The organism is Pedobacter sp. SYSU D00535, from assembly GCF_017355855.1.
Taxonomy (GTDB): Bacteria; Bacteroidota; Bacteroidia; order Sphingobacteriales; family Sphingobacteriaceae; genus Desertivirga.
This window is the reverse complement of record NZ_JAFEWD010000001.1, coordinates 358,799-385,519: the sequence shown is the minus strand read 5'-3', so window position 1 is coordinate 385,519 and position 26,721 is coordinate 358,799. Positions and strand designations below refer to the sequence as shown.

20 protein-coding genes are annotated in these 26,721 nt (G+C 43.3%); 7 read left to right on the top strand and 13 right to left on the bottom strand.

All coding sequences use genetic code 11. The features are described from left to right. Positions 1-142: 142 nt before the first annotated feature. Positions 143-679: a pyridoxamine 5'-phosphate oxidase family protein gene (locus J4N23_RS01485; protein WP_207425234.1), complete on the top strand. Its 537-nt coding sequence runs from the start codon at positions 143-145 to the stop codon at positions 677-679. Positions 680-744: 65 nt separating this feature from the next. On the opposite strand, the gene J4N23_RS01480 is transcribed toward J4N23_RS01485, so the two are convergent. Further along, positions 745-1,227 carry a hypothetical protein gene (locus J4N23_RS01480; protein WP_207425233.1) on the bottom strand — a complete coding sequence of 161 codons (483 nt, stop codon included), beginning with the start codon at positions 1,225-1,227 and terminating at the stop codon, positions 745-747. Between the two features lie 674 nt (positions 1,228-1,901). Between J4N23_RS01480 and J4N23_RS01475 the strand changes: the two genes are divergently transcribed. Then, on the top strand, positions 1,902-3,419 hold the full coding sequence (locus J4N23_RS01475) for an ATP-binding protein (protein ID WP_207425232.1): 1,518 nt from the start codon (positions 1,902-1,904) through the stop codon (positions 3,417-3,419). A gap of 92 nt (positions 3,420-3,511) precedes the next feature. Continuing rightward, the gene (locus tag J4N23_RS01470) at positions 3,512-5,662 is read left to right on the top strand and encodes an FUSC family membrane protein (protein ID WP_207425231.1); all 2,151 of its coding nucleotides are present in this window, start codon (positions 3,512-3,514) and stop codon (positions 5,660-5,662) included. Between the two features lie 2 nt (positions 5,663-5,664). On the opposite strand, the gene J4N23_RS01465 is transcribed toward J4N23_RS01470, so the two are convergent. The 7 genes from J4N23_RS01465 to J4N23_RS01435 form a co-directional block, all read right to left on the bottom strand. Then, positions 5,665-5,862, bottom strand: coding sequence for a hypothetical protein (locus J4N23_RS01465; protein WP_207425230.1), 198 nt, complete (start codon positions 5,860-5,862; stop codon positions 5,665-5,667). 47 nt (positions 5,863-5,909) lie between these two features. Further along, entirely contained in the window at positions 5,910-6,323 is a 414-nt protein-coding gene (locus J4N23_RS01460) for a hypothetical protein (protein ID WP_207425229.1), read from the bottom strand. 89 nt (positions 6,324-6,412) lie between these two features. Next, positions 6,413-7,411, bottom strand: coding sequence for a biotin synthase BioB (gene bioB, locus J4N23_RS01455; RefSeq protein WP_207425228.1), 999 nt, complete (start codon positions 7,409-7,411; stop codon positions 6,413-6,415). A 70-nt stretch (positions 7,412-7,481) separates the two neighbouring features. Further along, positions 7,482-8,741, bottom strand: coding sequence for a sodium:proton antiporter (locus J4N23_RS01450; RefSeq protein WP_207425227.1), 1,260 nt, complete (start codon positions 8,739-8,741; stop codon positions 7,482-7,484). A gap of 42 nt (positions 8,742-8,783) precedes the next feature. Next, positions 8,784-10,133, bottom strand: coding sequence for a magnesium transporter (gene mgtE / locus J4N23_RS01445; RefSeq protein WP_207425226.1), 1,350 nt, complete (start codon positions 10,131-10,133; stop codon positions 8,784-8,786). Between the two features lie 78 nt (positions 10,134-10,211). Then, on the bottom strand, positions 10,212-11,354 hold the full coding sequence (gene corA, locus J4N23_RS01440) for a magnesium/cobalt transporter CorA (RefSeq protein ID WP_370527226.1): 1,143 nt from the start codon (positions 11,352-11,354) through the stop codon (positions 10,212-10,214). After that, entirely contained in the window at positions 11,338-11,946 is a 609-nt protein-coding gene (locus J4N23_RS01435; protein ID WP_207425225.1) for a WbqC family protein, read from the bottom strand. Before J4N23_RS01435 ends, corA begins: the two co-directional genes overlap by 17 nt. A gap of 51 nt (positions 11,947-11,997) precedes the next feature. Here J4N23_RS01435 and J4N23_RS01430 point away from each other — a divergent pair, with 51 nt between their 5' ends. Continuing rightward, positions 11,998-12,876, top strand: coding sequence for a lysophospholipid acyltransferase family protein (locus J4N23_RS01430; RefSeq protein ID WP_207425224.1), 879 nt, complete (start codon positions 11,998-12,000; stop codon positions 12,874-12,876). Continuing rightward, positions 12,873-13,898: a glycosyltransferase family 2 protein gene (locus J4N23_RS01425; RefSeq protein ID WP_207425223.1), complete on the top strand. Its 1,026-nt coding sequence runs from the start codon at positions 12,873-12,875 to the stop codon at positions 13,896-13,898. Before J4N23_RS01430 ends, J4N23_RS01425 begins: the two co-directional genes overlap by 4 nt. A gap of 14 nt (positions 13,899-13,912) precedes the next feature. Here J4N23_RS01425 and J4N23_RS01420 read toward each other — a convergent pair whose 3' ends face one another. Together J4N23_RS01420 and cobA are read right to left on the bottom strand one after the other, a co-directional pair. Beyond that, on the bottom strand, positions 13,913-15,160 hold the full coding sequence (locus J4N23_RS01420) for a PAS domain S-box protein (RefSeq protein ID WP_207425222.1): 1,248 nt from the start codon (positions 15,158-15,160) through the stop codon (positions 13,913-13,915). A gap of 110 nt (positions 15,161-15,270) precedes the next feature. Continuing rightward, entirely contained in the window at positions 15,271-16,008 is a 738-nt protein-coding gene (gene cobA, locus J4N23_RS01415; RefSeq protein WP_207425221.1) for a uroporphyrinogen-III C-methyltransferase, read from the bottom strand. Between the two features lie 144 nt (positions 16,009-16,152). Here cobA and J4N23_RS01410 point away from each other — a divergent pair, with 144 nt between their 5' ends. After that, a complete protein-coding gene (locus tag J4N23_RS01410; RefSeq protein WP_207425220.1) occupies positions 16,153-17,283 on the top strand; it encodes a glycerate kinase in 1,131 nt (376 codons plus the stop codon). Here the strand turns inward: J4N23_RS01410 and J4N23_RS01405 are convergent. Further along, positions 17,280-19,466, bottom strand: coding sequence for a tetratricopeptide repeat protein (locus J4N23_RS01405; RefSeq protein WP_207425219.1), 2,187 nt, complete (start codon positions 19,464-19,466; stop codon positions 17,280-17,282). The genes J4N23_RS01410 and J4N23_RS01405 overlap by 4 nt on opposite strands. Positions 19,467-19,634: 168 nt before the next feature. On the opposite strand from J4N23_RS01405, the gene J4N23_RS01400 reads away from it, so the two are divergent. Further along, complete coding sequence (locus J4N23_RS01400) at positions 19,635-21,791, top strand: type IA DNA topoisomerase (RefSeq protein ID WP_207425218.1); 2,157 nt, start codon at positions 19,635-19,637, stop codon at positions 21,789-21,791. Here J4N23_RS01400 and J4N23_RS01395 read toward each other — a convergent pair. Then, positions 21,769-22,068, bottom strand: coding sequence for a DUF2809 domain-containing protein (locus tag J4N23_RS01395; protein ID WP_207425217.1), 300 nt, complete (start codon positions 22,066-22,068; stop codon positions 21,769-21,771). The genes J4N23_RS01400 and J4N23_RS01395 overlap by 23 nt on opposite strands. A gap of 106 nt (positions 22,069-22,174) precedes the next feature. Next, positions 22,175-26,503, bottom strand: coding sequence for a two-component regulator propeller domain-containing protein (locus J4N23_RS01390; RefSeq protein ID WP_242689037.1), 4,329 nt, complete (start codon positions 26,501-26,503; stop codon positions 22,175-22,177). Positions 26,504-26,721: the final 218 nt, after the last annotated feature.

Here is a 26,721-nt window from a genome sequence, read left to right as displayed (position 1 = left end):
ACGTGGGCAGCCAACCTAACACAGTTCTGTAAAAGTACAGGGATCGTCAAAAGTGATCCCTTTCTTTTTGACGTTTATTCTAACAACTTGCGCCCCTGGGCGGCATGGTTTATGCTCTTTGAGAGCAATTTAAATATCAGCTATGGATAGTATCAATAAGCAACAGCCCGAAAAGAATAGAGCTAATTTATTTAGCGGTGAAGCTGCAGAAAAAATCAAGGAGCTAGCTAAGAAAGCCAAAACATGTTTTTTTTGCACAGAAATCACGGATGGTAAACCCTTCGCTGCCCGACCCATGTCTGCCCAGCTGGTGGACGATGAGGGAAATGTATGGTTCCTAAGTGCTGAGGACAGTCATAAAAACATGCAGTTGCATAACGACCCTTATGTACAGCTATTGTTTCAGGGTAGTGAAAACAGTGATTTCATGTCGCTATATGGGAGGGCCTCCGTTAGTAAGGACAAAGAAAAGATCAAGGAACTTTGGAATCCGCTTGTAAAAACTTGGTTTACTGAAGGTATAGACGATCCGCGTATTACGGTAATTAAGGTGCAACCAGAGGATGGCTACTATTGGGATACCAAACATGGAACTGTTGTAGCTTTTGCCAAAATGGTAGTTGGAGCAATAGCAGGTAAAACACTGGATGATTCTATAGAAGGGCGTTTGCAGCCTTAATTCAGGTAGGAATACCTTTTGGTATGAATGCTGGACTGAGTAGGATTCAGCCCAGCTGTTTCGAACTACCGTAGGTTTTTTACCGGGTTTGTTCCTGTTCCTGACCGTGTGGTAGCCGCTAAGGCATTTTGCTCTACATTCCTCGCCGGTACCTTCGTTGTCCCTAACTGCGTACCAGTGCCCATGGCCATGTTCTTTCCATGTAAACCAAACGGACCCGTGGCTGATCTAATTGTTGAAGTCCGCGTGTTGATCCAGCCACTAGCAGGAATAAGGTTATTACCAAGCTCGGTTCCTGTTCCCTGGGCAAGATTTCTGCCCCCGAGTGTAGAGGCTGTTGCTGACCTTAATAGGCTAAATCCTGCCCTCTCGTATCTTGCCATTGAAGGTATAAGATTGGTACCTAGCGGGGTCCCAGTCCCTTGTGCAGTTTCGAAATGATTTGATGAACTATTTATTCCCTCGGTGATACTTGATGTTTGACCATAAGCTGTTTGGAAAATCAGAGCTGACATTGCAGCCGCTACGGTTAAAGGTATTCTTTTCATATCTCGCGACGTTTACAATTTTTCTGTTCAGCTATAAGTCTTGTACCGCGTGCCAATACGCGACTCGAATACAGGATACCCCTATCCTTAAGCCCCACATTCCCCCAAAGGTATTTTTATTTCGCTCCTTAAAACTACCTTCTATTTTTGAACGTCATTCGTTTTTTTTGGGAGTTTTCGTCGTTCCAAGCTGCTGAAACCCTTTGGTGTCGGGCTAAAAAATGGATTTAATGGGTATAGATATTCCTCCTTAATTGATTAGATGCTTCCATTTTTGCTGATTTGCCTAGCTTGGATTGCCGGGCTATATAAATTTCTCTAGATAAACCTAAATGTTAGCTCAATACTGCAGTCTTTGAGTTGTGAGAATGGAGCTAAAAGAGGGACACTTTGATGTATTTCTGAGAAAGCAGGAGATTGTAGAAAGAATGTAACCAAAAGAATTATTTATTTAAACTTCGCTGCTCATCCTATAATGGGAAAACAAATGTCTTATAATCTACACATCAGATGTCTACTAAAAAACGAACTGTGGCTTTCTCTACCAGTCAGCACTACCTCACCTTATTACTCTAATTTTTTTTCCTTACGAAATGAATAATAAGTTTAGTTCTTTTTCTTTTAACGGAAAGAATTATCTTTAAACGGTCATTCACCTAAAAATTATCGCTCCTATGAAAATGAATAGCCAGAAATTATTAATTAATGGTATCCCTATTGTCCAGCTTATACATTCGCTGCCGGGAAATTATCTTCTTTTATTACCAGACGAACAGTATACAATGTTGGCCGCCAGCGACAGCTACTTCAAAGCAGTTGGTAAGGAGCGCTATAATATCAGCGGGATGAGTTTTATCGACCTTTTTCCTCCCTCTGCTGCGCTCGAAAACTTAAAGGCTTCTTTGAGAATGGTAGTTGAAAATAAAACTCCGCACGAGATGGATACCCAGCAGTACGACCTGGTAGATGCTGAGGCAGGTACTAGGGACGAGCGTTACTGGCGTCCCGTAAACATCCCGGTTTTAAATGACGATGATGAAGTCGCTTTGATCATTCACTGCGCGATAGATGTAACGGCTGAAAAAAAGTTGCGAAAGTCTGAGCAGGAAAGCCAGGAGCACTTTATTGCCCGTTTGAAAATAGAAGAAGGGGAAGAGCGATTAAGGGTAGCAGCCGAAGCCGCCGAATTAGGATTTTGGGACCATAATCTCCGAACCGGAGAACTGGTTTGGGACAAACGCTGCAAAGAGTTGTTTGGCTTGGGCGAAAGGGATTCTATTACCTTCGAGAAGTATCTGGAACATGTATATCCAGCAGATAAAGAGCTGCTGGAGAAAAGGATCAGCTGGGCGCTAAACCCTGCCAGCGGAGGTTATTTTGATATTGAGTTTAGAACGGCGAATGGTCAAGAAAGATGGATCCGGTCCGTAGCCAAAGCTTTTTTTGACGAAGAAAACCAACCGGTTCGCTTTATAGGTTCAGTACTTGACGTTACCAACAAAAAGCAGGAAGAAATAAGGAAAAATGAGTTTATCGCAATGGCTAGCCACGAGCTGAAGACGCCACTTACCTCCGCAAAGGCATATGTGCAAATGCTAGCTGCAACCGCCAAAAAGAAGGGCGACAACTTTTTCAATCAATCTTTACAGAAGGTGGATAAACAGTTGAACAAGATGACGAAGATGATTAACGACTTTCTCGATCTCTCTCGTATTGAGTCGGGGAAGTTCGAACTTCAACTGGAGACTTTTGAGCTCAACTCACTTGTTTGCGAGGTTATTGAGGAAATTTCTCCAATTGTTCGTTATCACAGAATAACCTGCGAAGGGCAACAGGATGTGTTTGTGACAGCAGACCGCCAGAAGATTAACGAAGTGCTGTTAAATTTTCTTAATAATGCAATGAAGTACTCGCCTGGACAAGAGGAAGTTAAAGTGTTTATTTCTTCAGAAGAAGGATTCGTTACCGTGCGTGTAGTAGATCAGGGCATCGGGATCCCTGCTGAAGAAAGATCGAAAATATTCCAAAAGTTCTATCGATCAGAAAAAGCTTTTAAGAGCGGTTTTTCAGGCTTTGGAATCGGCCTGTACCTTTCCGCTGAAATTATTTACCGCCATCAGGGGCGGATTGGTGTAACCAGCGAAGAAGGCAAAGGCTCTACGTTTTATTTTTCCCTCCCGGTCTCTTCATAAATTGCCATCGTTATTGTAACAGAGCTTTCACAATCTAAAAAATTAATTGCCCTTAGTAATCTTGTTTGTTACATTAGCCAGCAACGTACCAAATGAGGCAAACCAGGGAGATTAAAAATTTTTTATTCAGTCAGTATTTTTCCGACGGTCTGAGAATTACACTCGGAGTTCTTCTGCCTTCTTTGATTTTTTCCTTCTCGGGTGAGCTTGAGAACGGCATTATCGTTTCCCTCGGCGCTATCACTACCAGTATCCCCGATAGCCCGGGTGCTTTCGTGCACAAACGGAACGGGATGGTATTTAGCATTGTTTTTATGGTGCTTACAGCGCTTATCACCGGCCTTATCAATGTAAGCCCCTATCTCTTGGTAGCGGAAATTTTCTTCCTCTGTTTCTTCTTCTCCATGTTCAACCTCTATGGAAACAGGGCTTCATCTATAGGAACAGGCGTCTTGATCATCATGATCTTAACCATTGACAGGGAATTTACCATGGCATCCCTTCTTGAATACGCCGGTTTGCTTCTTTCTGGTGGTGTTTGGTATATGACGCTCAGCTTGGCGGTGTCGCAATTACAGCCATATCGCGTGGCGCAACATGCTTTGGGAGAAAGTATCGACGAAGTAGGAAAATACCTTCGACTGAAGGCGCGCCAGTATAATCCTGAAACGGATTTGAATGATAACTACCGGAAGTTGATTGATCAGCAGGTACTTATTCATCAGCATCAGGATGAAGTCCGTGAGATTCTTTTTAAGAATAGGGTAATTAGCAAAGACAGTTCAAATACCGCCCGTCTGTTGAAGATTATCTTTTCCGACGTGGTAGATCTTTTTGAGCAAAGTATGGCTACTCATTACGATTACCAGGAAATCAGGTCAAAATATGGATACAGTGTATTGAAAGAATTTCAGAACGTCATCACCAATGTAGGTCTTGAGCTGGAGCATCTTGGGCACAGCATCAATTCTAACGAAAAACCACGGATGCTTAACGATTTTAAGCATCAACTGGAGCAGCTGAAGTACAATATTGACATAACTGATAACAACTACATCCTAAAAAAAATTTTGGTAAACCTCCGGAACATTATAAATCGAATCCAGAATATTTATGGTTATTTTAATCAGAAGAAACTCGAGTCGATATCATTAAGCAGCGACAAGGATCTGGGGCGCTTCGTGTCGCATCAAGCGATCGATCTGAAACAGTTTGTAGACAACCTATCCTTTAAATCTTCAATATTCCGCCATTCATTAAGAGTGGCAATCGTTTGTGTGTTGGGGTATTTAGTTTCAAAACTAACCAGTGGAGCCCATAGTTATTGGATATTGCTTACCATCCTGGTGATTTTGAAGCCAGCGTTTAGTCTTACAAAACAACGAAATTATCAGCGCCTCGTTGGAACGTTCATAGGCGGGATTGCCGGCGCGCTGATCATTCTATACGTTAAGGACGAGACCACACGCTTTGTGTTTATGTTGATCTTTATGCTCGGGGCTTATAGTTTCCAGCGGATTAACTATGTCGTGAACGTGCTATTCATGACGCCTTTCATTTTGATCATGTTTAGCTTTATTGGTTATGGAAACCTTAGCATTGTCAGGGAAAGGATAATCGATACTTTTATTGGTTCTTTTATTGCGCTTGTGGCAAGTTACTTCATCTTCCCTTCCTGGGAATATTACCAGTTAAAGAAGTATATGGGGAAATTAGTCGTGGCTAACTACTACTATCTCCTGGAAGTGGCCAAGGCTTTGACTGGAAAAGAGTTTGATCTTACTGAGTATAAGCTGGTAAGGAAGCAGGTGTATGTTAGCTCCGCTGATATGGGTTCGGCGTTGCAGCGCATGCTTTCGGAGCCGAAGAGCAAGCAGCGATACGTGAAAGAAGTTAACCAGTTTATCGTACTAAATCATACCCTGTCTTCCTATATCGCCACATTAATTGCAGGTATTAAAAATGGTGAGAAAGCGAGCCTGACTTCAGGCCAATTGAAGACAGTTCGTAAAGCACTGGCGTGTTTAAACGAATCAGCAGCAAAGTTTGGAAAAGAACGGATCGAGTCAGCTGACCTGACTTTGAAAGTAGTTGAGCAGGAAGAGGATTTAGTCGCGGAAGATTCGTTCATCACCGAGCAGTTGAATTTCATTAATCAGGCAGCCGGAGATCTCTTGAAGGTTTCCCAACGATTTGACGAGAAGGGAGAAACTGCGCCACAAGAAGCAGTGAGTCAGGCTTGACGCTAATCGGTTTTTAGATTATTCAATTCCTTCAAGAGGTTCTCGATTCGAAGTTGCATGGTTGAAAGATCAGCATAGCCTTTCGCAAGTAGATAGAAATGATTATCTGCATTTTGTAATAACAAAGCAGGATAACTGCTCACCTGTAACTGTCTTGCAAGGGCAAAATCGTAGTAAGCAGCCTGCTTGTAGTCATCCATATGTAGTCGGTGAATGAAATCGTCGGGATCTATTCCGAAATTGACCGCTAAATAGCGATAAAGCTCCTCGGTATGTAGCTCTCTACCTTCGTGAAACAGTGATTGTTCAAATCATGTATGAAGGATATGGCTTTGTTTGGCTGGAAAGACTTGAACACTGAAAGCGCGATTGCGGGTCTTTCAGAATCTACAATAAGCTCTCCCCTTTCCAGTTGGCGTAAAAATCCCTCACCAAATGAAATTCCTGTCTTCTGTTCTACTGCTTTGCTGTCTTCGCGGAAGTGAGGATAAACCACGCCGACAGGGCCTGTAAAAGTGCCAAGGTTCATCCCTCCGCTTAATACTTCGAATTCAAAAAGGTGCTGATACTGGTCATGTATCGTTTGTATTACTGGGCTAAATCCATAACACCAGCTACAGAAAGCATCGTATACATAGATCAACTTTAACTTTGAATGCATACTCAAAGAACATCTGGCAGCATTTTTTGATTCCAAAAAAAGGATCAGTGGTGTGCTGATCCTTCTCGTGAGTATTTTCGTATCGGTTGCTAAGCTGGTACTTCTGCCGACTTAACTTGTGGTCGGCCATTTTTAAATGCTTCGCGTGGTTTCAGGCCCAAAATTTCAAACATCTGCATATCCTCATTGAAAGCTGGATTTGGAGTTGTTAATAGCTTGTCACCGGCAAAAATGGAGTTTGCTCCGGCCATAAAACAGAGCGCCTGATCTGTAAGACTCATTTCAGTGCGACCTGCAGAAAGGCGAACAACGGTTCTTGGCATAATGATTCTTGCAGTAGCAATCATCCTCACCATGTCCCAGATTGGCACGCGTGGTTGATTTTCCAGTGGTGTTCCTTTGACCGGTACCAGTGCATTTACAGGTACAGATTCAGGATGCTTGGGCATGTTGGATAAGGTTCTTAACATCGAAATCCGATCTGCAACTGTCTCACCCAACCCAATAATTCCACCGCTACAAACAGTAAGCTTCGCTTTTCTGACATTCTCAATAGTTTTTAAACGATCATCAAACGTTCGTGTAGTTATGATGCGTTTATAGTCATCTTCTGAGGTGTCTAAATTATGATTGTAAGCATAGAGGCCGGCATCGGCTAGACGTTGCGCCTGCGACTCAGTAAGCATTCCCAGTGTACAGCAAACTTCCATGTCGAGTTCGTTTACTGCTTTAACCATATCAATTACCTTGTCAAAATCCCGGTTGTCTCTAACTTCACGCCAGGCTGCTCCCATACAAAGGCGCGAAGCACCGCCATCTTTAGCTCGTTTTGCTGCATCAGTTACATGGGCAACGGACATCATAGCATGCACATCTACACCGGTATTGTAGCGAGCCGCCTGAGGACAATAAGCACAATCTTCAGAACAGCCTCCAGTTTTTATCGATAATAAGCTGCTAATCTGAACCTCCGCATAATCTTTATTCTCGCGGTGCACGCTTGCTGCGCGATAAATCAAATCTAACAAAGGACTGTGGTATATCTCGGAAATTTCTTCACTGGTCCAATTGTGCCTAATCTCGGTCATAAAATCTATCCTTAATGAAGCGACAAATTTAGAATAAATAGCCAGTGGTCCAAAAAAAGAAAATGGTGTTTTAGCTCACTTCAATATCTTTTTTCTCGTTTTCCAGCTCTGTTTCTTCCTCTACCAAGCGCATTCCGAGGGCTGCCGTGCATCCATGTATGATGATGGAGATAAGGACAACGAAGGACACTGCTGCCCATAGTTCATCTGCATACTGGAAGTTGGCTTTCTTCAGCGCAAAGGCCAGGTAGAAAAAAGAACCCATACCTCTGATTCCAAAAAAGCTGATCGCTGATTTTTCTTTGGCTGAAAAACCTGAACCGATTAACGAAATATAAGCTGTGAACGGTCGTAAAATAAATATAAAGCCAAGTGCAAAAGCGACGGTATACCAGGAAAGGTCACCCAGGATCCCCGTTGCCAAACTTCCACCAAATAAGATTAAAACTATTGCTAGCGCAATCCTTTCTATCTGGTCCGTGAACGAGTGCATTTTGGTGTGGTATTGATGATCCAGCTCGTAATTGCGAATGGTAATGGCAGTTATGAAAACTGCAATGAAGCCATATCCCTGGAATAACTCGGTTATCCCATATGAAGCCAGAGTAACCGAGACAGCAACGAAGCCGTCACGCATTTCTACCGCTGAATTTTTCCGCGGAAGGTAAAAAATAAGCCAGGCGATCAAGCGGCCAATGAAATAGCCAAGTGCTACTCCCACCAAGATTCTGTAGAATATGTCCTTCATCACCCAATCACCGATCACACCGCTGGTTGTACCGCCAGATAAGGCGAGCGCGATTGCAAGCCAGGTAAAGGGAAAGGCCATTCCATCATTCATTCCCGCCTCGGCGGTTAGAGCAAACCGGACATTGTTCTTCTGTTTCTCCAAAGGAGGGCCTACTTGAACATCAGATGCCAGGACAGGATCAGTAGGCGCGAGAACCGCCCCCAGCAGTATAGCGGAAGGAAGGTCAAAGCCGAGGATGTAATAGCTTAGGAGAGCTACCCCAGCGATTGAGAGAATCATGGTAAGTGTGACAAGCTTAAAAGGTATTGCCCACCCCTTTAAAGAAAATGCCTCATCTATTTTTAGTCCCGTCCCCATTAGGGAAATGATGACCACCAACTCTGAGAGGTGAACAGCATAGTCTTCTTCCCGGATCGGGTCTGGCGTGGGAAAAAAATCGAAAAAAGTATAAATAATTATCCCCGCTAAAACGTACCATATCGAATACGAAATGCCGGTCTTCTGCGTAATAGCCGGCATCCAGGCCATTGCCAGTGAGGCAATACCTACCACTGTCAGCCCAATAATGTAGATGTCCATTATTCTTCTTACAAACCGGAAAAAGGATTGTTGGAGAAAAGATTACAAGAGTAGCTTGGTAGCAAAACCTAACAATAGCAGGAAGCCAAACACGTCGGTGAAGGTGGTGATAATAATAGAAGAGGCAATAGCGGGGTCAATTCCGACGCGCTTGAGCAAAATAGGTATAGAAGCACCGGTAATACCTGCAATAATTAGGTTACCGGTCATTGCGAGGAAAATAACTAAGCCCAGCAAAGGATTACTGTCATACAGCAAAGCAAAAACAAATACGATAAATCCGGTTGCCGCCCCGTTGATTAAACCAACTGTGAACTCTTTTACAACAGCCATATACGATTGCTTATCGGTAAGATCACTCAAAGAGATACGCCGAACGGTTACAGCAAGTGCCTGCGTTGCGGCATTTCCCCCCATCCCGGCAATCATGGTCATATATCCCGAAAGCACTACCAATCTTGCAATTGTCGGTTCAAAGTATCGGATCACAGATGCAGCGAGAAAGGCTGTTCCCAGATTCAATATCAGCCAGGGCAGTCTGCTCCTGACAGCTTCCTTCCAATTTCCGGATAGTTCCTCGTCTTCAGATACACCCGAAATTTTAAGGATATCTTCGGTGTTTTCTTCCTGCAACACATCGATAACATCATCAAACGTGATCCGTCCAAGGAGGTGCATTTCGTCGTCCACTACAGGAATGCTGGTGAGGTTGTACTGGGAAAGCAGACGAGCTACTTCTTCCTGGTCTGTGTCAGCTTTGACGAAAACAAAATCAGCGTTAACAAGCTCGCGTATATGGACAGTGTATTTCGATTTAATAATATCTTTCAGCGAAACGATGCCCACTAGTCGGTTCTGGCTGTCTACCACGTTTATCGTATAGAATTCCTCCATCTCTTCCGATAAACTGATAATCTCATCAAGTGCTTCCTTTTTGGTGAGATTGCTGTTTACCTTCAGCACCTGGGTGTTCATTAATCCCCCAGCCGTGTCTTCCGGATAGGTAAGCAGGTTACGAATCTGGTTCGCATCCTCTTCATCAATGTTCCTCAGGATTTCATTTTGCTGCTCTTCAGGTAATTGACTAATGATGTCCGTAGCATCGTCATAATCCAGTTTATCGAGAATTTCAGAGCGCTTTTCCGGATCAAGGTTTTCAATGATTTTCTCCGGGTGGATTTCATAGTCCATCTCCGAGATAACCTCAGACGCTATATCGGCAGGAAGAATATGGATGATATGCTCTCGGGATTCCTGAGGCAAACCCTCAAAAAGAATAGCAATTTCTGAAGCATGGTACTCCGACAGCAGCGTTTTTAGAGTTTCATCGTCCCCCTCTAAAGCTTGCTTTATTCTCTGAATATCGCTTTTATCAAGTTCAAAAGATTGCATTCGTCCGCTAAAGTACTAAAATGAAGCCTCTTCTCATGATCTCGTTGACCTAAAGAGAAAATGTTGACCATGAACCGACTATTTGAGCCAGCCTTTTCTCCAAAAATATATCAACTGCAGCAGAGCAATAAGGGCCATAACGAGCATGGTGTACAGGTATCCGTTTTCTGCGTATAGCTCCGGCATATTCCCTGGCAGCACTTTTCCTGTTTTCGGGTCTTCATAGGCAAAATTCATACCGTATACCCCGGCAATAAATGTTAAGGGGATGAAAACAGACGAGATCACCGTTAATACCCTCATTACCTCATTAGTACGATTGCTAACGAACGAAAGATACATATCAATCAAACTGGTGGTGATCTCCTTGTAGCTTTCCACCAAATCGATAATTTGCATAGAGTGATCGTAAAGGTCGCGGAGAAAAAACTTGGTATTTTTAGTGATGAGCGGCGAGGTGCTTCTCAACATGTCGTTGATTTTATCCCGTTCAGGCCAAACTGCTCGCCTTACTGTAATAAAGGCTCGTTTTATCTGTTGCGCTTCGTAAGTAATTGATTTCTCTGGCCTTCGGTACAGTCTTTCTTCCAACGTGTCCAATTCCTCTCCGAAGCGATTGATGAGGAAGAAGTAGTTGTCAAGGATGATATCCATAACGGCGTACATCAGGTAAGACGTCCCTCCTACGCGGATATTCCCCTTTCCCTCCCTTAGTCTTTTTCTAACCGGTTCCAGACAATCCTCATAGTTTTCCTGAAAGGTATACAGTACCTTTTTAGTGACCAGGAAGGAGATCTGCTCATTTTCCAGGAGCAAATCTTTATTAAGACAAATCATTCGGCTGATGGCAAAAAGATAGTCATCGTATTCTTCCAGCTTTGGCCGCTGGTGAGTATGAATGATATCCTCCAGAACAAGTGCACTTACTCCTAAAGATTCCTGGATATGCTTCAAAAGAGCACTATCTCCCAATCCACGGACATCCACCCAGTGAATCTCCATTGGACGCTCCTGGAGGATTGTACTTACCTGAGTGAAGTCCTCTACCTCCTTTTCCTCAAAAAATTTCTGAGAAAAGGAGTAAACCTTGATCATCGGCTTCAGCGCGTCTTCGCTTACTACCAAAGAGCCGGGGCTTGTTCCTGGCGGGGGAAGACGTTTGGTAGTCTTTTTTACCGTGATTCTTTTAAATTTATTAGCAACTTTAAAAAAACTGTCCACTCTGCGGGCCTTTATTAAATAATAAATCTACTATACTTAAATCAGGTATAAACCCATTACGTTCTTCAAATACCTGATAGTAAGGTTTTGTGTGATAGTCAGACGCTACTTTAGGATGAATAGTTTCGCGGTAGTCAGTCAGCCCGTTCGCGTCTTTTATGTAGCTCTGCGTGTAAGAGTAACTGATATCAAGCTTAAGATGTTTTAGAAGCACCTGCAGCAAGGCCTCATTATAGTCGAACAAGAACTCGTATTTCTTGTCGTAAAATGGAGCAAAATCGTCCTCGTAAAATTCAAAAAAAGCAGAACTGCGATAGGAAGTTTGTAAGCTAAGCCAATGCAGGCGCTGCCAACCGAAGTCGTAACTGATGCGGACGTCTTTTACTTTTGTGTGCACTTTAGAGCCTTTTACTACCGGAACTCTTAGATCAAGTTTCCCTTGAGGAGAACAGATAGAGGCTCTATTGCGGTATGTTTGTTTGGGGAAATGTTCAAAGCGTTCGAGAAACAGCTCGCCTTGCTGCTGTTTTAATTTTGCGAAAAATTCAATTGGTGGAAGGTAAAATAATGGAAAGATTGCGCCTTCTTGCATATATATACTAAGTTTGTCGTCGAATTCGCCGAAATTAATCAAAAATCATAGATGAAGAAGGTTCTTTCAGGGCTCGTAAGAAAAACTTTGTACCTGATATCGCTACTCCCTTTCCCTGTGCTGTACCTTCTTGCTGACGTTCTCTACGTGCTTTTATATTACATCATCGGCTACCGCCGGAAAGTGGTGAAAACCAATTTGGAGAATTCATTTCCTCAAAAAACAAGAGCAGAATTAGATCTGATCGAGAAAAAATACTTCAAGTTTCTTGCCGACAATATCCTTGAATCAATTAAAATGTTATCCATTTCCCCAAAAAGCATGTCGAAGCGCTTTGTGTTCGTGAATATGGACGTTTTGAAAACTCATTTCGATAGAGGTAAGCCGGTGTTGGTAACCGGGGGGCACTATGGAAATTGGGAATGGGGAAACCTTGCTCTTCCACTGGTGATGAAAGAGAAATTACTGGTAGTTTATAAACCACTTACAGATAAGGCATTTGAGTTAATGATGAATAACATGCGTTCCAGATTCGGCGCTATAATGGTGCCGATGCGACAGATCCTACGTAAGATCATCGAGCAAAAAAATGAGTTGTTTTTTGTCGCTCTGGTGGGCGATCAAACACCTCCCAGAGAAGAATCTCAATATTTTACAACTTTCTTAAATCAGCCCACCGCTGTTTTTCTCGGGATAGAAAAGATAGCAAAGCTGACGGGACATCCGGTTCTCTATTGCAGGGTGAATAAAATTAAAAGAGGCTATTACGAGGCGTCTTTCAAAACCTTGTTCCATGATCCCAAAGATACAGCTGAGTATGAAATAACGGAAGCACATACAAGGGAGCTGGAAAAAGCGATCAATGAGAGACCGGAGCTGTGGCTATGGTCACATAAACGTTGGAAATTTAAACCAGATGACATAAAATGATAGAACTTCCGAAAGTAGCCGTAGTGATTTTAAACTGGAACGGGAAGAAGTTTTTAGAGCGGTTTCTGCCTTTTGTTGTAGCCAGCACCTATCCAAACATCGAGCTCATTGTCGCTGATAATCAGTCCAACGACGATTCCCTTGCTTTTCTTCAGGCAGCTTACCCACAAATCAAGATTATTCAAAATGGAAGTAATTTAGGTTTCGCCGAAGGGTATAATCAAGCTCTGGCGAAGGTAGACGCGGACTACTTTGTTTTGTTAAACTCAGACGTCGAGGTTACGCCAAGTTGGATTGAACCGGTAGTCGAATTGATGGAGTCTGATCCTGCAATAGCTGTGGCCCAGCCCAAGTTGAAAGACTGGACGAGCAGAGTCAGGTTTGAGTACGCGGGGGCTGCAGGCGGGTATATCGATAAATACGGGTACCCGTTTTGCCGGGGAAGAATTTTTGATACGCTCGAAACTGACGAGGGGCAATACGACGATGTGGTTGAGATATTTTGGGCCAGTGGTGCTGCCTTTTTTATAAAAAGCGAGCACTGGAGAAGGTCAGGCGGATTTGACGCCGATTTCTTCGCTCACATGGAAGAGATCGATCTATGCTGGCGATTGAAGAATATGGGCTTCAAAATAATGTACTGCCCTAAGTCCACCGTATATCATGTTGGAGGAGGAACCCTTGATGCGGAAAATCCTTTTAAAACCTACCTCAATTTCAGGAATAATCTGGCGATGTTACTCAAAAATCTGCCCGCCGAAAGGAAGTTTCCTGTTATCTTCATTCGTTTCTGGCTTGACTTTATAGCCTTGCTAAAATTTCTCCTGGGAGGAAAGTTTGCCCAAGTTGGTGCTATCAACAAAGCGCATACCGCCTTTTTTAAGCATTTCAAGAAGAACAGAAATAAGGCTGGTGAGAGTTTGCCCCTCGAGAATCTTACAGGTTACTACGAAGGGAGTATTGTTTGGCAGTACTTCGGAAAGAAAGTCCGTTCTTTCAGAGATTTACCTTTTAAAGGCTGATGACTGATTTCCGGTTATAATTCGGCGTGGTTTACTTTTTTGGTGATTTGACGAACAATAGTGTCGAGTTCTTTTGAGCTAAGTTCAAGCAAGTCAAGACATTCTTCTTTTTCTCTGCCTCCATCCAGCGTCTTTAAGAGAGAAACGAGACTTATAATAGAAGAAACTGGCCGTCTTACTTCGTGAGAGCTTACCCAAGCGATTTGACGCAGTACCTTATTTTGTTCCTCAATCTTTCTTTCCCGTTGTTTCCGCTCTGTTATGACGTTTTCGACTGCTATAAGGCCCTCAAATCCTCCTTGTTCGTCAAATAAGGGGGTCATAGTGACTTCTACCCAATAGGCTTCCTTTTCTTTGGTGTAGTTCACCATTTCAATGCAGGAAACCATCTTCGTCGTCTTTATATTTTCCAAAAAAATATCAAACTCTTCCTGCAATGATTCCGGACCATTCAGAAGCGCACGAGGTGAGCATCCCAAGGCTTCCTGAAAGCTGTAACCTGTTACTTCGCTGAAAGCTTTATTTACCCAGATAATTTTGCCTCCCCGATCTGTAACAATAACAATGTTACTAATCTTGCTAATAATCTGCGCAAAGCGTCTGTTTTCTTCATTGGACTGTTTAATCAGCTCGATGTGGGTGGCCAAAGCCTCATTCAGTTCAATCTCCTTCTGATACGCTTCTTCCAGTCTTCTTTGTTGTGCAATTTTGTCTGTTATGTCCACTGCAAGAACAAGAGCACACTGCTGATTTTGAAACCAAACCCTATGCGATTTGATCGATACATTGAACTCTTCACCCGATTTCTTCAAATGCTTCCATTCGCCGGAAGTCCCATTTACCTTCTTTAAGTTTCCTATAAACTCCAACAGTTTTGTCTTTTCCTCGTCTTTCCGGATATCCAAAACCGTCATCGATGAAAATTCCTCTCTACTGTAGCCATACTTTTCAATTGCTGCGTCGTTTACTTCTATGAACCTCAGCGTTTCTACGTTGTAGATCCACATGGGATTCGGGTTATCAGCAAATAGTTTCCGGTATTGCCGCTCAGAGGCCAGGTATTTTTCCTGCAACTTCTTTACTATAATATAAAGAAGGATGGCAGTTATTAAGATAAAAAGGATGCCTTTTGCACTTTGATAGATAAGGCGATCTTCGACAGGCAATGAACTGGTAAAAATTTCAATAATTCTATCGCTGACAAGAATCCAAATAACACCAACTACAATATAGATAAATACAGCTTTGATAGGTCTACTCATAGTTCATAGCGGTTGTAACTCGCTGAGTTGTTTTGTACGGCAGGCCAGGTGCTTAAGTTCAAAAAAAAAAATTTACTGGTTAGGGAAGTCAAAAACATCTTCCAAGATTATCATTTAAGTCCCTTTTTGATACCTGCAACCTCTCCAATGATAATGATAGCCGGATGTGTCAGATTATTTTCACTTGCCATTTTTTCGAGGTCTCGTACGCGACCTACCGCTGATTTCTGCTTGGCAAGCGTGGCGTGCTGGATAATAGCTGCTGGTGTTTCACCCATCCCCTCGGATTCGTAAGTTTCAGCAATCTCCCTGACTTTTTTCATCCCCATATAAATTACTACTGTGGAGTTGCTTTGCATAGCCAGTCGAAGATCGTTCGACAGTGATCCATCCTTTTTTGTCCCTGTTAACACCCAAATACCCTCGCTGAGAGTCCTGTGCGTTAAAGGGATGTCGTCAAAGCCAGCGGCTTGCATACTGGTAATCCCTGGGATAAAGCTGGTCCTGATTCCATTTTCTCTCGCAAAAAGCACTTCTTCGAATCCTCGTCCAAATATAAAAGGGTCGCCTCCTTTCAGCCGGACAACAGAACCATGTTCAAAAGCTTTTTCTTTAATGAGTTCAAGAATTCGCTCCTGGGGTGTATATTCTCCATAGGGGTGTTTTCCCACATAGATGCGTTCACAATTTGCCGGAGTAAGATCAAGCAGCTCCTGGTTAGCGAGGTTGTCGTATAAAACTACCTTTGCTTTTTGTAAGATTTTGTAAGCTTTCACTGTAATCAACTCTGGATCGCCGGGCCCGGCCCCAATTACATATAATTCTGGGCTAAAATTTACATCTCCCATCTGAAACTCATTATTTATACGGGGAAAGTACAAAACTTTTTTAAAAACAGGCCGCAAAAAGCCAGTAATTAGTCCCCATATTTGATACTTCTGAGCAAAAGGCTCTGAACTAGCTAATTGCAGTTTGGTGAAATCTATAAGGATATGAAGTTTTTAATTGCACCTGATAAATTCAAACATTCTCTAAGCAGCTTTGAAGCGGCTGAAGCAATAACGGAAGGACTTTTACTTGCCAATTCTAGTTTTCGAATAATAAAACACCCCTTGGCAGATGGCGGTGACGGCTTTGCAGATGTCCTGGGACGGTATCTCGATTCAGAGAAAGTCACAGTGACCACGCTTGACCCTCTTTTTCGAGAGATTATAACATCCTACTATTTCTCTTCTACCACACAAACAGCAGTTCTTGAAATGGCAAAGGCATCGGGATTGATGCTTCTGAAAGAAAGTGAATATAATTGCCTATATACCAGTTCCATCGGCACAGGGCTGATGGTTTTGGATGCAGTAAAACGAGGTGCGAAAACAATATTTCTGGGACTGGGAGGCAGTGCAACAAATGATGGGGGAATTGGAATGGCCAGTGCTCTCGGAATTCGGTTTCTGGATAAAGATGGCAAAGAGCTTTCTCCAATTGGAAAGAACTTGATTCGGATTGCATCCATTGATACGAGCACTGCTCTGCGTTTAGACGGTCTTACTTTTGAGATTGCCTGCGATGTTCAAAATCCCTTGACTGGTGGAAATGGTGGGACTTACGTCTATTCTGCTCAAAAAGGAGCGACAGAGGAAGACGCTCAAGCGCTGGAAGAGGGAATGCAAAATTATGCCGCAATCTTGAAGCGGGATCTTGGAATAGACGTTGACGAGGTTCCTGGCGCCGGCGCTGCGGGAGGTCTTGGAGCGGGATGTATTGCTTTTCTAGGTGGACGGCTGAAAAAAGGGATACAGATGATATTTGATTACGCAGGAACAGAAGAAAGAGTTAAGGAGGTGGATTACGTGATTACGGGCGAAGGTAAATTGGACTCGCAAAGTTTTGATGGGAAAGTACTCAGCGGGCTGAACGACCTCTGTCAGAAATACCAGGTTCCGCTGGTTACTTTATGTGGTACTGTAGAAACGGACTATGAGGTACTTCGGCAGCTAGGTATTGAAAAAGCTATTTCTGTTACTCCGTCTGACATGGATTGGGAAACGGCTCGTGAAGGAGCTTTTGATTTGTTAGTAGAGGCTGCCAGAAGTCTAGCTTTAAAGCACTTCCGTTTTAGTTAATTATTTTCGAGCTTTTTTAGCCACTGTTCTGATAACCCAGGATCGCGTTCAATACCAAAGCCGCCAGTGGCGTATATCCGGGCAATCTCTTTAATCGCCGACTCTTTATGCGCCCTCAATACATCCTCATTTTTTTCTTTCTCAAGAAATAAGCTATAATTTTCTACGGCCTTTTTATAATCGGTAATGTCACTTTTTTCCGAGCTATAGGTATCTGCAATGAATTTGTATCCTCCATACTCATTTTCGCGGATGCTGGTTTTGTACCAGTGGATTGCCTGATTCCCGTCTTTCTGAATCCCGTGGCCGCCGAAACGGAAAACATTGCCTATGTAAAAGCCTGCGTCTCGAAATCCGTGCTCGCGGGCTTCTATAAAATATTTTAACGATCGCTTTAGATTTCGTTCCACTCCTGCTCCCTGGTAATACATAAATCCAAGTTGCCCGAGAGCTTCCGGAATTCCGTACCTGCCTCCCAGCTCATAAAACTCGAAAGCTTTGCTTAAATTCTTCGTAACGCCTTTCCCCGCATGATAACAATTTGCCAGGTAGTAATACGATGTGATGTTTCCTTGGAGGGCAGCTTTTTGAAACCATGTAAAGGCTTGAGAGTCATTTCGAATTGTCCCCTGTCCAAGTTGTAGCATTTGTCCTATTTTTACCATGGCTTCCGTATTCCGGAGCGATGCGCTTTTCTTTAATAGCTCAAAGGCTACTTTATAATTTTGTCGCTCGAAACTTTGCAATCCTTCTTTCAGCAAGAGCTCTGCGGACTGGGACGTGGCCAGGGTACTCTCCTTCTCTCCTATCGCTTTAGCCTTCTGCAACCATTTGTTAGCGCTCAGTATGTCTTTTTTGAAAGTGAAGTTGGCGATCGACTTGTTGCTCTGCAAATACTTCTTCTCATCATAGCCGCTCAGAAGGCGATACAAGAGCACCATCGCTTCCGTATCTTCCAGTTGCGCAGCCTTTTCATACCAGTGTACAGCCTTATCAAAATCTACTCCCGGATAGTTGAAATTAATGATGGAAAAATTTGTGCTATCTAGCAATGGGTATGGAATATCAGAAAGCTTTAAGTTGGGATAGCCAGAATAGATAGAGCCTAATTTCTTCATTGATTCAGTGTCTCCCTGATTGGCCGCTTTCTCGTAGTATTGAATTGCTTCGTAAAATTTTTTCTCATACTGGTAGGTCATCGCGATCATTCGGTACGCGTGCGGATCTTTTTTTAACGCCAGATGTTGGTATAGCGCCCTTGCTTTAGGAAAGGTGTTCATTAAGATGTAGATCCGCGCGAGCCTCTCAATAGCCAGAGGCTCACCCTTTTCAGCGACTTCTTCCAGCTCATTGACGCTCATCCAATCTGATGGAAACTTCTTACCGAATTGAAATTTTTGCTGTTTTTGTAACTCCTCTTTGATCCGGTCTTTTTGCTGCTTGCTTTCTCGCGCCTGCTTCTCCAGACTACTACTAAAAGATTGAATATCTACAACCGGTAGGGCGGGATTTAACAAAAATTGGTTTGCCTTAGTTTCGTTGTCAGATATCATGGAAAGAATATCACCGACCGACTTTTGGGAACGGTTGACCGGTGCCCCTTTAGCTACGAGTGGTGATGAAGCCTTGTTGAGCACACTTTCGCCAGCAGCTTTCCTGAAGGCTTCCAGAGGAAAAGGAATAGATACAATGGAAACGTTTTTAATTTTTAATGCGCCCGAAAAGAACAATTGAAGAGCTTTTGCTTTGCTTGTGGAGCCATTGTTCGTTCCCTGAGCTACTTCTGCCCATAAAAGTTTTGTATTACCGCTGGTAGTTATGCCCTTCCTGATCGGGGTGTCGCCATTATAGATATCATAGCTAATAGTAATAGCTGGCGGTAACTTTCCATATTCTTTAATAAGTGGTGGAGATAATTGGGATAAAGGCACCAACTTTCCCTCATACAAGATACCTTTAAAAGCAGCCAATTGAGCAACCTGCTTCAGCTCTAAGCCCGACTCACTATTGTGGTAGCTTAGGGAAAGCTTGACGTCTGCTATGATACCAGTTTGGGAAGGGTTGTATTTGAGAGTTCCGGTATAACTAACCTGAGGGTAACAGTATAAAGGAAACACGAAGATGGCCGTTACAATAGACAGCAATTTACATACTACATACGCTATTTTTCCCCCTTTCGGCATGATTGTAATAAATTTTAGTCCAGGTAAAACAAATATATTAAAAAATGTGTAGGCTGCAAGTTTGGTATAGAACGGTGGGGATCGAAGTGTAGAAAACTAAATTCGGAGGGTAGTCTTTCTTTGTCTATTTTTAAAGCCCTGTTATTTTGGCTAAGTAGTAAAGGAAAGATGAAAGTTGTTATTGCAGAAAAACCTTCAGTGGCCCGGGAGCTGGCCAAAGTTTTTGGTGCTACCACTCGGAAGGATGGCTATATTGAAGGAAAAAACTATTCATTCACCTGGGCCTTTGGTCACTTGATTCAGCTTGCTGCTCCCGAAGCCTATGGTTTTAAAGGTTGGAGGATAGAAAATCTGCCGATGCTTCCTGAGAGGTTCAAGCTGGCTGTGCGGCAGGAGAAAACAAAAGATGGGATGAAGGATGACGCCGGGGTGGTGAAACAGCTGAACGTCATCAAGAGCCTGTTTGAACAAGCTACAGAAATTATAGTCGCTACCGATGCCGGGCGGGAAGGTGAGCTTATCTTCAGATACATCTATTATCACCTCAAATGCAACAAACCATTTAAGCGACTCTGGATATCGTCACAAACAGATGAAGCAATCAAAGATGGTTTTAGAAATTTAAAGCCGGGCACTGATTATGATACTTTGTTTTTTTCCGCGCAGTGTCGGTCTGAGTCTGATTGGATTGTCGGTCTCAATGCTACGCAGGCCCTTAGTATTGCGGCAGGTAACCGAGCAGTATTGTCCCTCGGGAGGGTGCAAACTCCTACCCTGGCCATGATCTGTGCTCGTTATCTGGAGAATAAAAACTTCAAACCACAGATTTACTATCAGATAGCCATTTTCCTCAATAAGGACGGTATCGCCTTCAAGGCTTTATCTACTCAAAATTACCAGGATAAACAGGCAGCAGAGGAAGTACTGAACAATGTTAGAGACGTTGCAGGCGGCTTTCTATCTGGTGGTAACATTTCCGCCGTAGAGGTGAAGCCGCGTAAAGAGCAACCCCCTCTTTTGCACGACCTCAGTAGTTTACAACAGGAAGCGAATAAGCGGAAAGGTTATACAGCTGAGCAAACGCTTTCCATAGCTCAGACGCTATACGAGTCGAAGCTTATTACTTATCCCAGAACGGGTAGCCGCTATGTTGGTGATGATATTTTCGCTACCATCCCTGAGCTGATAGGCAACCAGACTGGCCACCCGACTTTCGGAAAACAAGCTGCATTCTTACAGACAGTCCCGCTGAATAAAAGAAGTGTAAATGCGAAGAAGGTAACGGACCACCATGCGCTTCTGCCTACTAACAATAAGCCCGGTTTTCTCCCACCCGATCAACAAGCTATTTATGATCTGATTGCAGGCAGAATGTTAGAGGCCTTTCATCAGGAGTGTTTGAAGGAACTTACTAAAATATCGATTGAATCTGGAGCTGACTTTGTTGCCAATGGTACGGTAATACAGTCGCCAGGCTGGAGAGCTGTATTTAATCAAGCAGACGATGAAAAGGAGGATGAAGAAAACGCTACTCTCCCCAAGGTGGTAAAAGGTGAAAGCCTGCCGATTGAAACGAAAACTTTGCTGGAAAAGCAGACCAAGCCGAAGGCGCTTTACAATGAAGCAAGTCTGTTGAAGGCAATGGAAACCTCAGGAAAAGAAATTGAGGACGACGAACTACGGCAGGCAATGAAAGACACGGGCTTAGGTACACCCGCTACCCGGGCAGCCATCATTGAAACTTTAATAAAAAGAGAGTACATCAAGCGGGAAAAAAAATCCCTTCTGCCTACTGAAAAGGGGCTTGCGGTGTATGAACTTGTTAAAGATAAAAAAATAGCACAGGCGGAATTGACGGGACTTTGGGAAAAACGACTGGAGGAAATAAGGTCTGGCGCTTCTGTTAGTGATTTCAAAAACGAAATTAAGGAGTATACGCGAACCATTACCCAGGAACTTCTTGAAGCAGGAAAAGAACTCAGCAGTATCATCGATTTAAAGGATGATCCGGATGCAATTGCTTGTCCCGCCTGTAAGAAGGGCGTCGTGCGGTTTTATGAGAAAGCTGCGGGATGTTCAGAATATAAAGCGGGATGCAAGTTTGTAGTCTGGCGGACAATGTCTGAAAAAAAATTAAGTGATAATCAGATCAAGACTTTACTTGAAAAAGGAAAAACGCCTGTTATCAAGGGCTTTAAAGCTAAATCTGGAAAGAGCTTTGACGCCTCGCTTTTTATTGCCGATGGTAAAGTACATTTCTTTTTCGCACCCAAGACTGCCACTGAATCTTCAGGGGCTGAGGTTAGCGGCGCTTCTGATTCTTAGAAATCAGGAGATAGTCAAAGCGGCTCGCAGTTAGAATTCCTACGGAATACCGAAGGAGATCGATAGCAAGGAAGCCTCTTCCTAGTACCAGCGCGCCTATCGTTGTCTCCCTTAATTTATTCAGCCAGTTGGCTTGGTAAAGCTGGCTTGCCTCTATGAAAAAACTAAAAGTGAGTGCGAAGAAAAAAGCAACTATCGGTGGTTTGGCGGGCTCGAGAAATCGGAAACCAAAGTAGACCATCGCAGCCCAGAGTGCATCGCCAAGGTGTTCAATCATAAATTGGGGAAGTAAAAGCGGTAACTTTCTGCTTGCCACCCCCAGTATCACTGTTGTACATACAAGCAGAAAGTATATAACTCTTTTGTTATTGGTTCCCTTCAACCTACGATAGGTTTACAGCCGCAGCTTTCTGGGCAATCTCCTGAAGTTTTACTTTTAGATCCTCCAGTTTAATCGGCTTTGATAAGTAGTCGTCCATGCCGGCTTGAATACAAATATCACGGTCTTCTGCCATTGCATTTGCGGTCATCGCCATAATCAGCGGCTGCTTAGCAAAATGCTCCCTGATGTAGCGTGTAGCCTCGAGACCGTCCATTTCTGGCATCTGCACGTCCATCAAAATTATATCATAGGCCTGCTCAGACAGCATATCAATAACTTCCTTTCCATTGTTTGCCATTTTTGGTTGGTAGCCCAGCTTATCCAACACTCTCAAAATGAGCTTCTGGTTGATCAGATTGTCTTCTGCAATTAAGATAGACAATGGGTTCTCCTTCGCAAAATCTTCACCTAACACTCCGGCCGACTTTATTTCGGTTGCCGGTGTCTTCTGCGCTACCTTCAAACTACTTTGAATGGCTTCAAGTAAATGATGTTGTTTAACTGGCTTTGTCAGGATAGCGGTAAAGAGTTCCGGGTATTTAGTCCTGTTCTCATTACCTACCGAGCTAAGCAGGATTACCGGAAGAAGAGGATACTTCTCTTTAACTCTCCTTGTCAGCTCCACGCCATCTACCTCAGGCATTTCCATATCGGAAATTACCAGGTCAAAGTTTCCTCCCAAGGCAAGCTGATTCAAGGCTTCTGCCGCAGAATTGGCAATAACTGGCCTGGTTTTCCACAATTGGAGCTGCCCATCCAATATCCGCTGATTCGTCACATTGTCATCTACCACCAAGATACGTTTACCCTCAATACCTTTAATACTTTGTGTGACGTACGTCGGCAAAGACGTCTCTGCTACTTTAGTTACCAGGGAGAAGAAAAAGCAGGTTCCTTCACCCATTTTACTTTCGACGTAGATGTCTCCACCCATCAGTTTAACCAAGCGTTCGCTAATTACCAGTCCCAAGCCAGTGCCGCCGTATTTCCGCGTGGTTGAAGAATCTACCTGAGAGAAGGCTTTGAATAAACGTGAGATCTTATCCTGCGGAATCCCTATTCCCGTATCTTTTACTTCAAATAACAGCTCGACATTTCCGTCGCCAAGAACTTTAGTACGTGAAACACGGATAAAGACTTCGCCTCTCGATGTGAATTTAACAGCGTTCCCAACCAGGTTGATCAACACTTGTCTGATTCTCAAACTATCACCAATTAGTTGCAGAGGTATTTCCGGTGCTATTTGGTACACCAGGTCAATTCCTGCCTGAGCTACTTTCCCGGCAAACAGATCCAACACCTCTTCAATACACTTCCGCAAATCGAACTGGTGCAGGTCAATATCCAGGTTTCCTGATTCTATTTTTGAGAAGTCGAGAATGTCGTTTATAACATTCAGCAGCGCTTCTCCACTGCTTCTGATTGTTTCTGCGTAGTCTCTTTGCTCCGGATTTAGAGGGGTTTCGGCAAGAAGTGCTGTCATGCCTAAAACTCCATTCATTGGCGTGCGGATTTCATGACTCATGGTAGCAAGGAAGGTGCTTTTTGCAGCGTTTGCTCTTTCTGCTTCTTTTCTGGCGAGATCAGCTTCCTTGCGGGCAAGTTCCGCCTCTTCCTTTTGCCTCATCAGTGCACTATTCATTTCATTCAGGTGATTGCGCTGATCCAGCAACGCATCATTTACCGCCTGCAGTTCCTCAGTTTGGTTCTGGAGCTCCTCTGACTGTACTTGTAGTTCTTCCGATTGTGATTGGAGTTCCTCAGACTGTGCCTGTAACTCTTCATTCATTGCCTGCAACTCCTCTGCCTGTTTTCTAACCTCGGCAGTCCGTTCCATAACCTGCAGTTCAAGTTCAGCCTGGCGCTCTTTGATGCTCCTCATTCGTTTCTTGTACCAAACTATGGCTGCTCCTATCAGGCAGACTACGATCAGCATCTTAAACCACCAGGTCATCCAGAAAGGCGGATTAATAATGATGGTGATGGTTACACCTTCTTCGTTCCAGATCCCATCCGTGTTGGATGCTTTTACGCGGAAAGTATACTCACCAGGATTAAGGTTGGTGTAGGTTGCAGTCCTCTGTGTTCCAACATAGTTCCATTCCTCTTCAAAACCTTCCAGTTTGTAGGCGTATTCCCGTTTTCCAGTAGTTCTGAATCCAAGGGCGGCAAACTCGATGCTGAACATGCTTTGATCGTAGTCCAGCCTGATTACTTTTGCCTTTGAGATATGTACATCAAGGGGGGACGATTTAGAGCCTATTTCTACCGGTTTGTTGAAGATCGAGAAGTTGGTGAAGACGATTGGAGGAACAAAGGTAGTATATCGAATGTTCTCCGGCTTAAAGAGGTTAAATCCGTTTAATCCTCCAAAAAGCATAGTTCCGTCATCTAATTTATATGATGCCCGGTGTAAGAACTCATTCAGCTGTAAACCGTCTTCCACAGCAAAGTTTTTAAATTTTCTGGTTGTGGGATTGAATTGAGAAAGCCCTTTATAGGTTCCTATCCATAAATTTCCCTTTGAATCCTCTTCGATAGTGTTAACTACGTTATTGGGCAAACCGTCTTTTTGAGAATAGTTGTCAAAGGTTTGTGTCCGCTGATTGAACCGGTGCACGCCTCCCTTTGTTCCCACCCAGATATTTCGCTTACTATCTTCAAAGATTTCCAGCACCGTACTATTCGAGATGCTTTTACTATTCTTTGGATTCGGCGTATAGTGTTCGAATATTCCTTTAGGTTGATTAATTTTAAACAAGCCATCAAAGGTGGTTCCTACCCAGAGATTATCACCTCTATCTATATATAAACAATTAATCCCTAACACCGGAACTGCTTTGCCTGCCCATTGGTACCTGTAAAACTTGTTTTCAGAAGGCTCGTATTTAAAAATACCGGTATTTAAGGTGGTGATATAGATTTCCCCTCTAGAAGTCTCCTGGATATACCAAATATCTCTTAGCGGAATCTCTTCTTTTGTTACCCGGTCAAAGCCCACAAAGACTTCATATGTAGTTGATTTGCGATTGAATCGAAGTAGGCCTGCATCAAAACATCCAATCCAGAAGTTATTTTTGCCGTCCTCGAGAAAGGAAGTAACCGTGCCTATCCACCTGCCGGTTTGTGTTGTTTGATGATGCTTAAATGTATTGGTTTTTCTATCGAACAGATCAAAGCCATCCCTAAGTCCCAACCAGATATTTTTATCCTTATCCTGATAAAAGCTGAACACTTCTTTGCTTCCCACGCCCTCAGGTTTACCCGGGTTAAATGCGTAATGTTCAAACTTTGGTCTGTCTGCTCCGCGCACTGAGATACCTGAGATACTTCCTATCCAAATGTTTCCTAGACGGTCTGTGTAAACGGTATTGAGACCGTTGTCCAGTAGGGAACTTGAGACGAATTTATCTGTCTGGTAATTCAGAAAAGAGTTCGATCGCTTATCAAGAACACTTAGGCCGTAGTTGGTGGCAATCCAGATCCTTCCATCCTTGCCCTGGGTTATACCGGGCACGTAGTCTGCAAGCAGTGTGGGTTTGTTGATGGGCTGATGCTTGTAGATAATGAAGTTTTTGTTGTGGGGATTGAATCTGTTCAAGCCGCCAAAGGCAGTACCAACCCACACTACTCCTTCTCTATCCGTAAAAATTGTCCGGATGGCATTGGCGCTTAAACTTTGCGGATTGCCGGGCTGATGCTTATAGTTGGTAAAGCTTGTTCTGTTTTTGCTTAAAATACTCAGTCCGCCTTCTGTTCCAATCCAGAGATTGCCATCTTTGTCTTCTCCGATGGTTCTGATAGTATTATCTACCAGGCTGTTCGCGTTTGTTCCGTTTCTAAAAATCCTCTTAAAGGTGCCCTGCTTTCTATCGAATATATTCAACCCATTTTCTGTACCTACCCATAAAAGCCCTTTATGATCCTCAAAAATGGAGGTAATTCTGTTTGCACTAATGCTTTTCGCGTCTGCTCGGTGCTGTTTATAGACCGTAAATTTGTCCTTATTTGCGTCATAAACATTCAGGCCCGCGTCAGCCGTTCCTACATATAGAATTCCGTTTTTATCCACAAAAGTCGAAACGATGGTGCTGCTGCTAAGGCCGGAAAGGTCGCCTGATTCATTTCGGTATACCTTCACCGAATAGCCGTCGTATCTATTTAGCCCATCGGATGTGCCAATCCAAACGAAACCTTCGCTATCTTCCACAACGCTTGTGACATTGCTCTGAGAGAGACCGCTTCGCGTGGTTAAATGCTTAAAAGTTATTTCTTGAGAATAGAGCGTATGAGTTATTAAAAGAAGTAGCAACAAAGAGAAAAAACGCATTTATTACTTGTTTGGATCAGGTTTATACTACGATTCTAGACTTTCAGTTACAATTAGTTGAGCCATTTTGGTGCTTTGACAGGGATAATCATATAAATTAACACGTTCGGTCCTCTTAAACAACATGTTACCCTGAGAAATTAGCGAGAAGTTTTTAGGGTCGAGAAGTGATTGGTTAACGATGAAAGATCTTCTTGACAGAGTGGACAAAAGAGAGC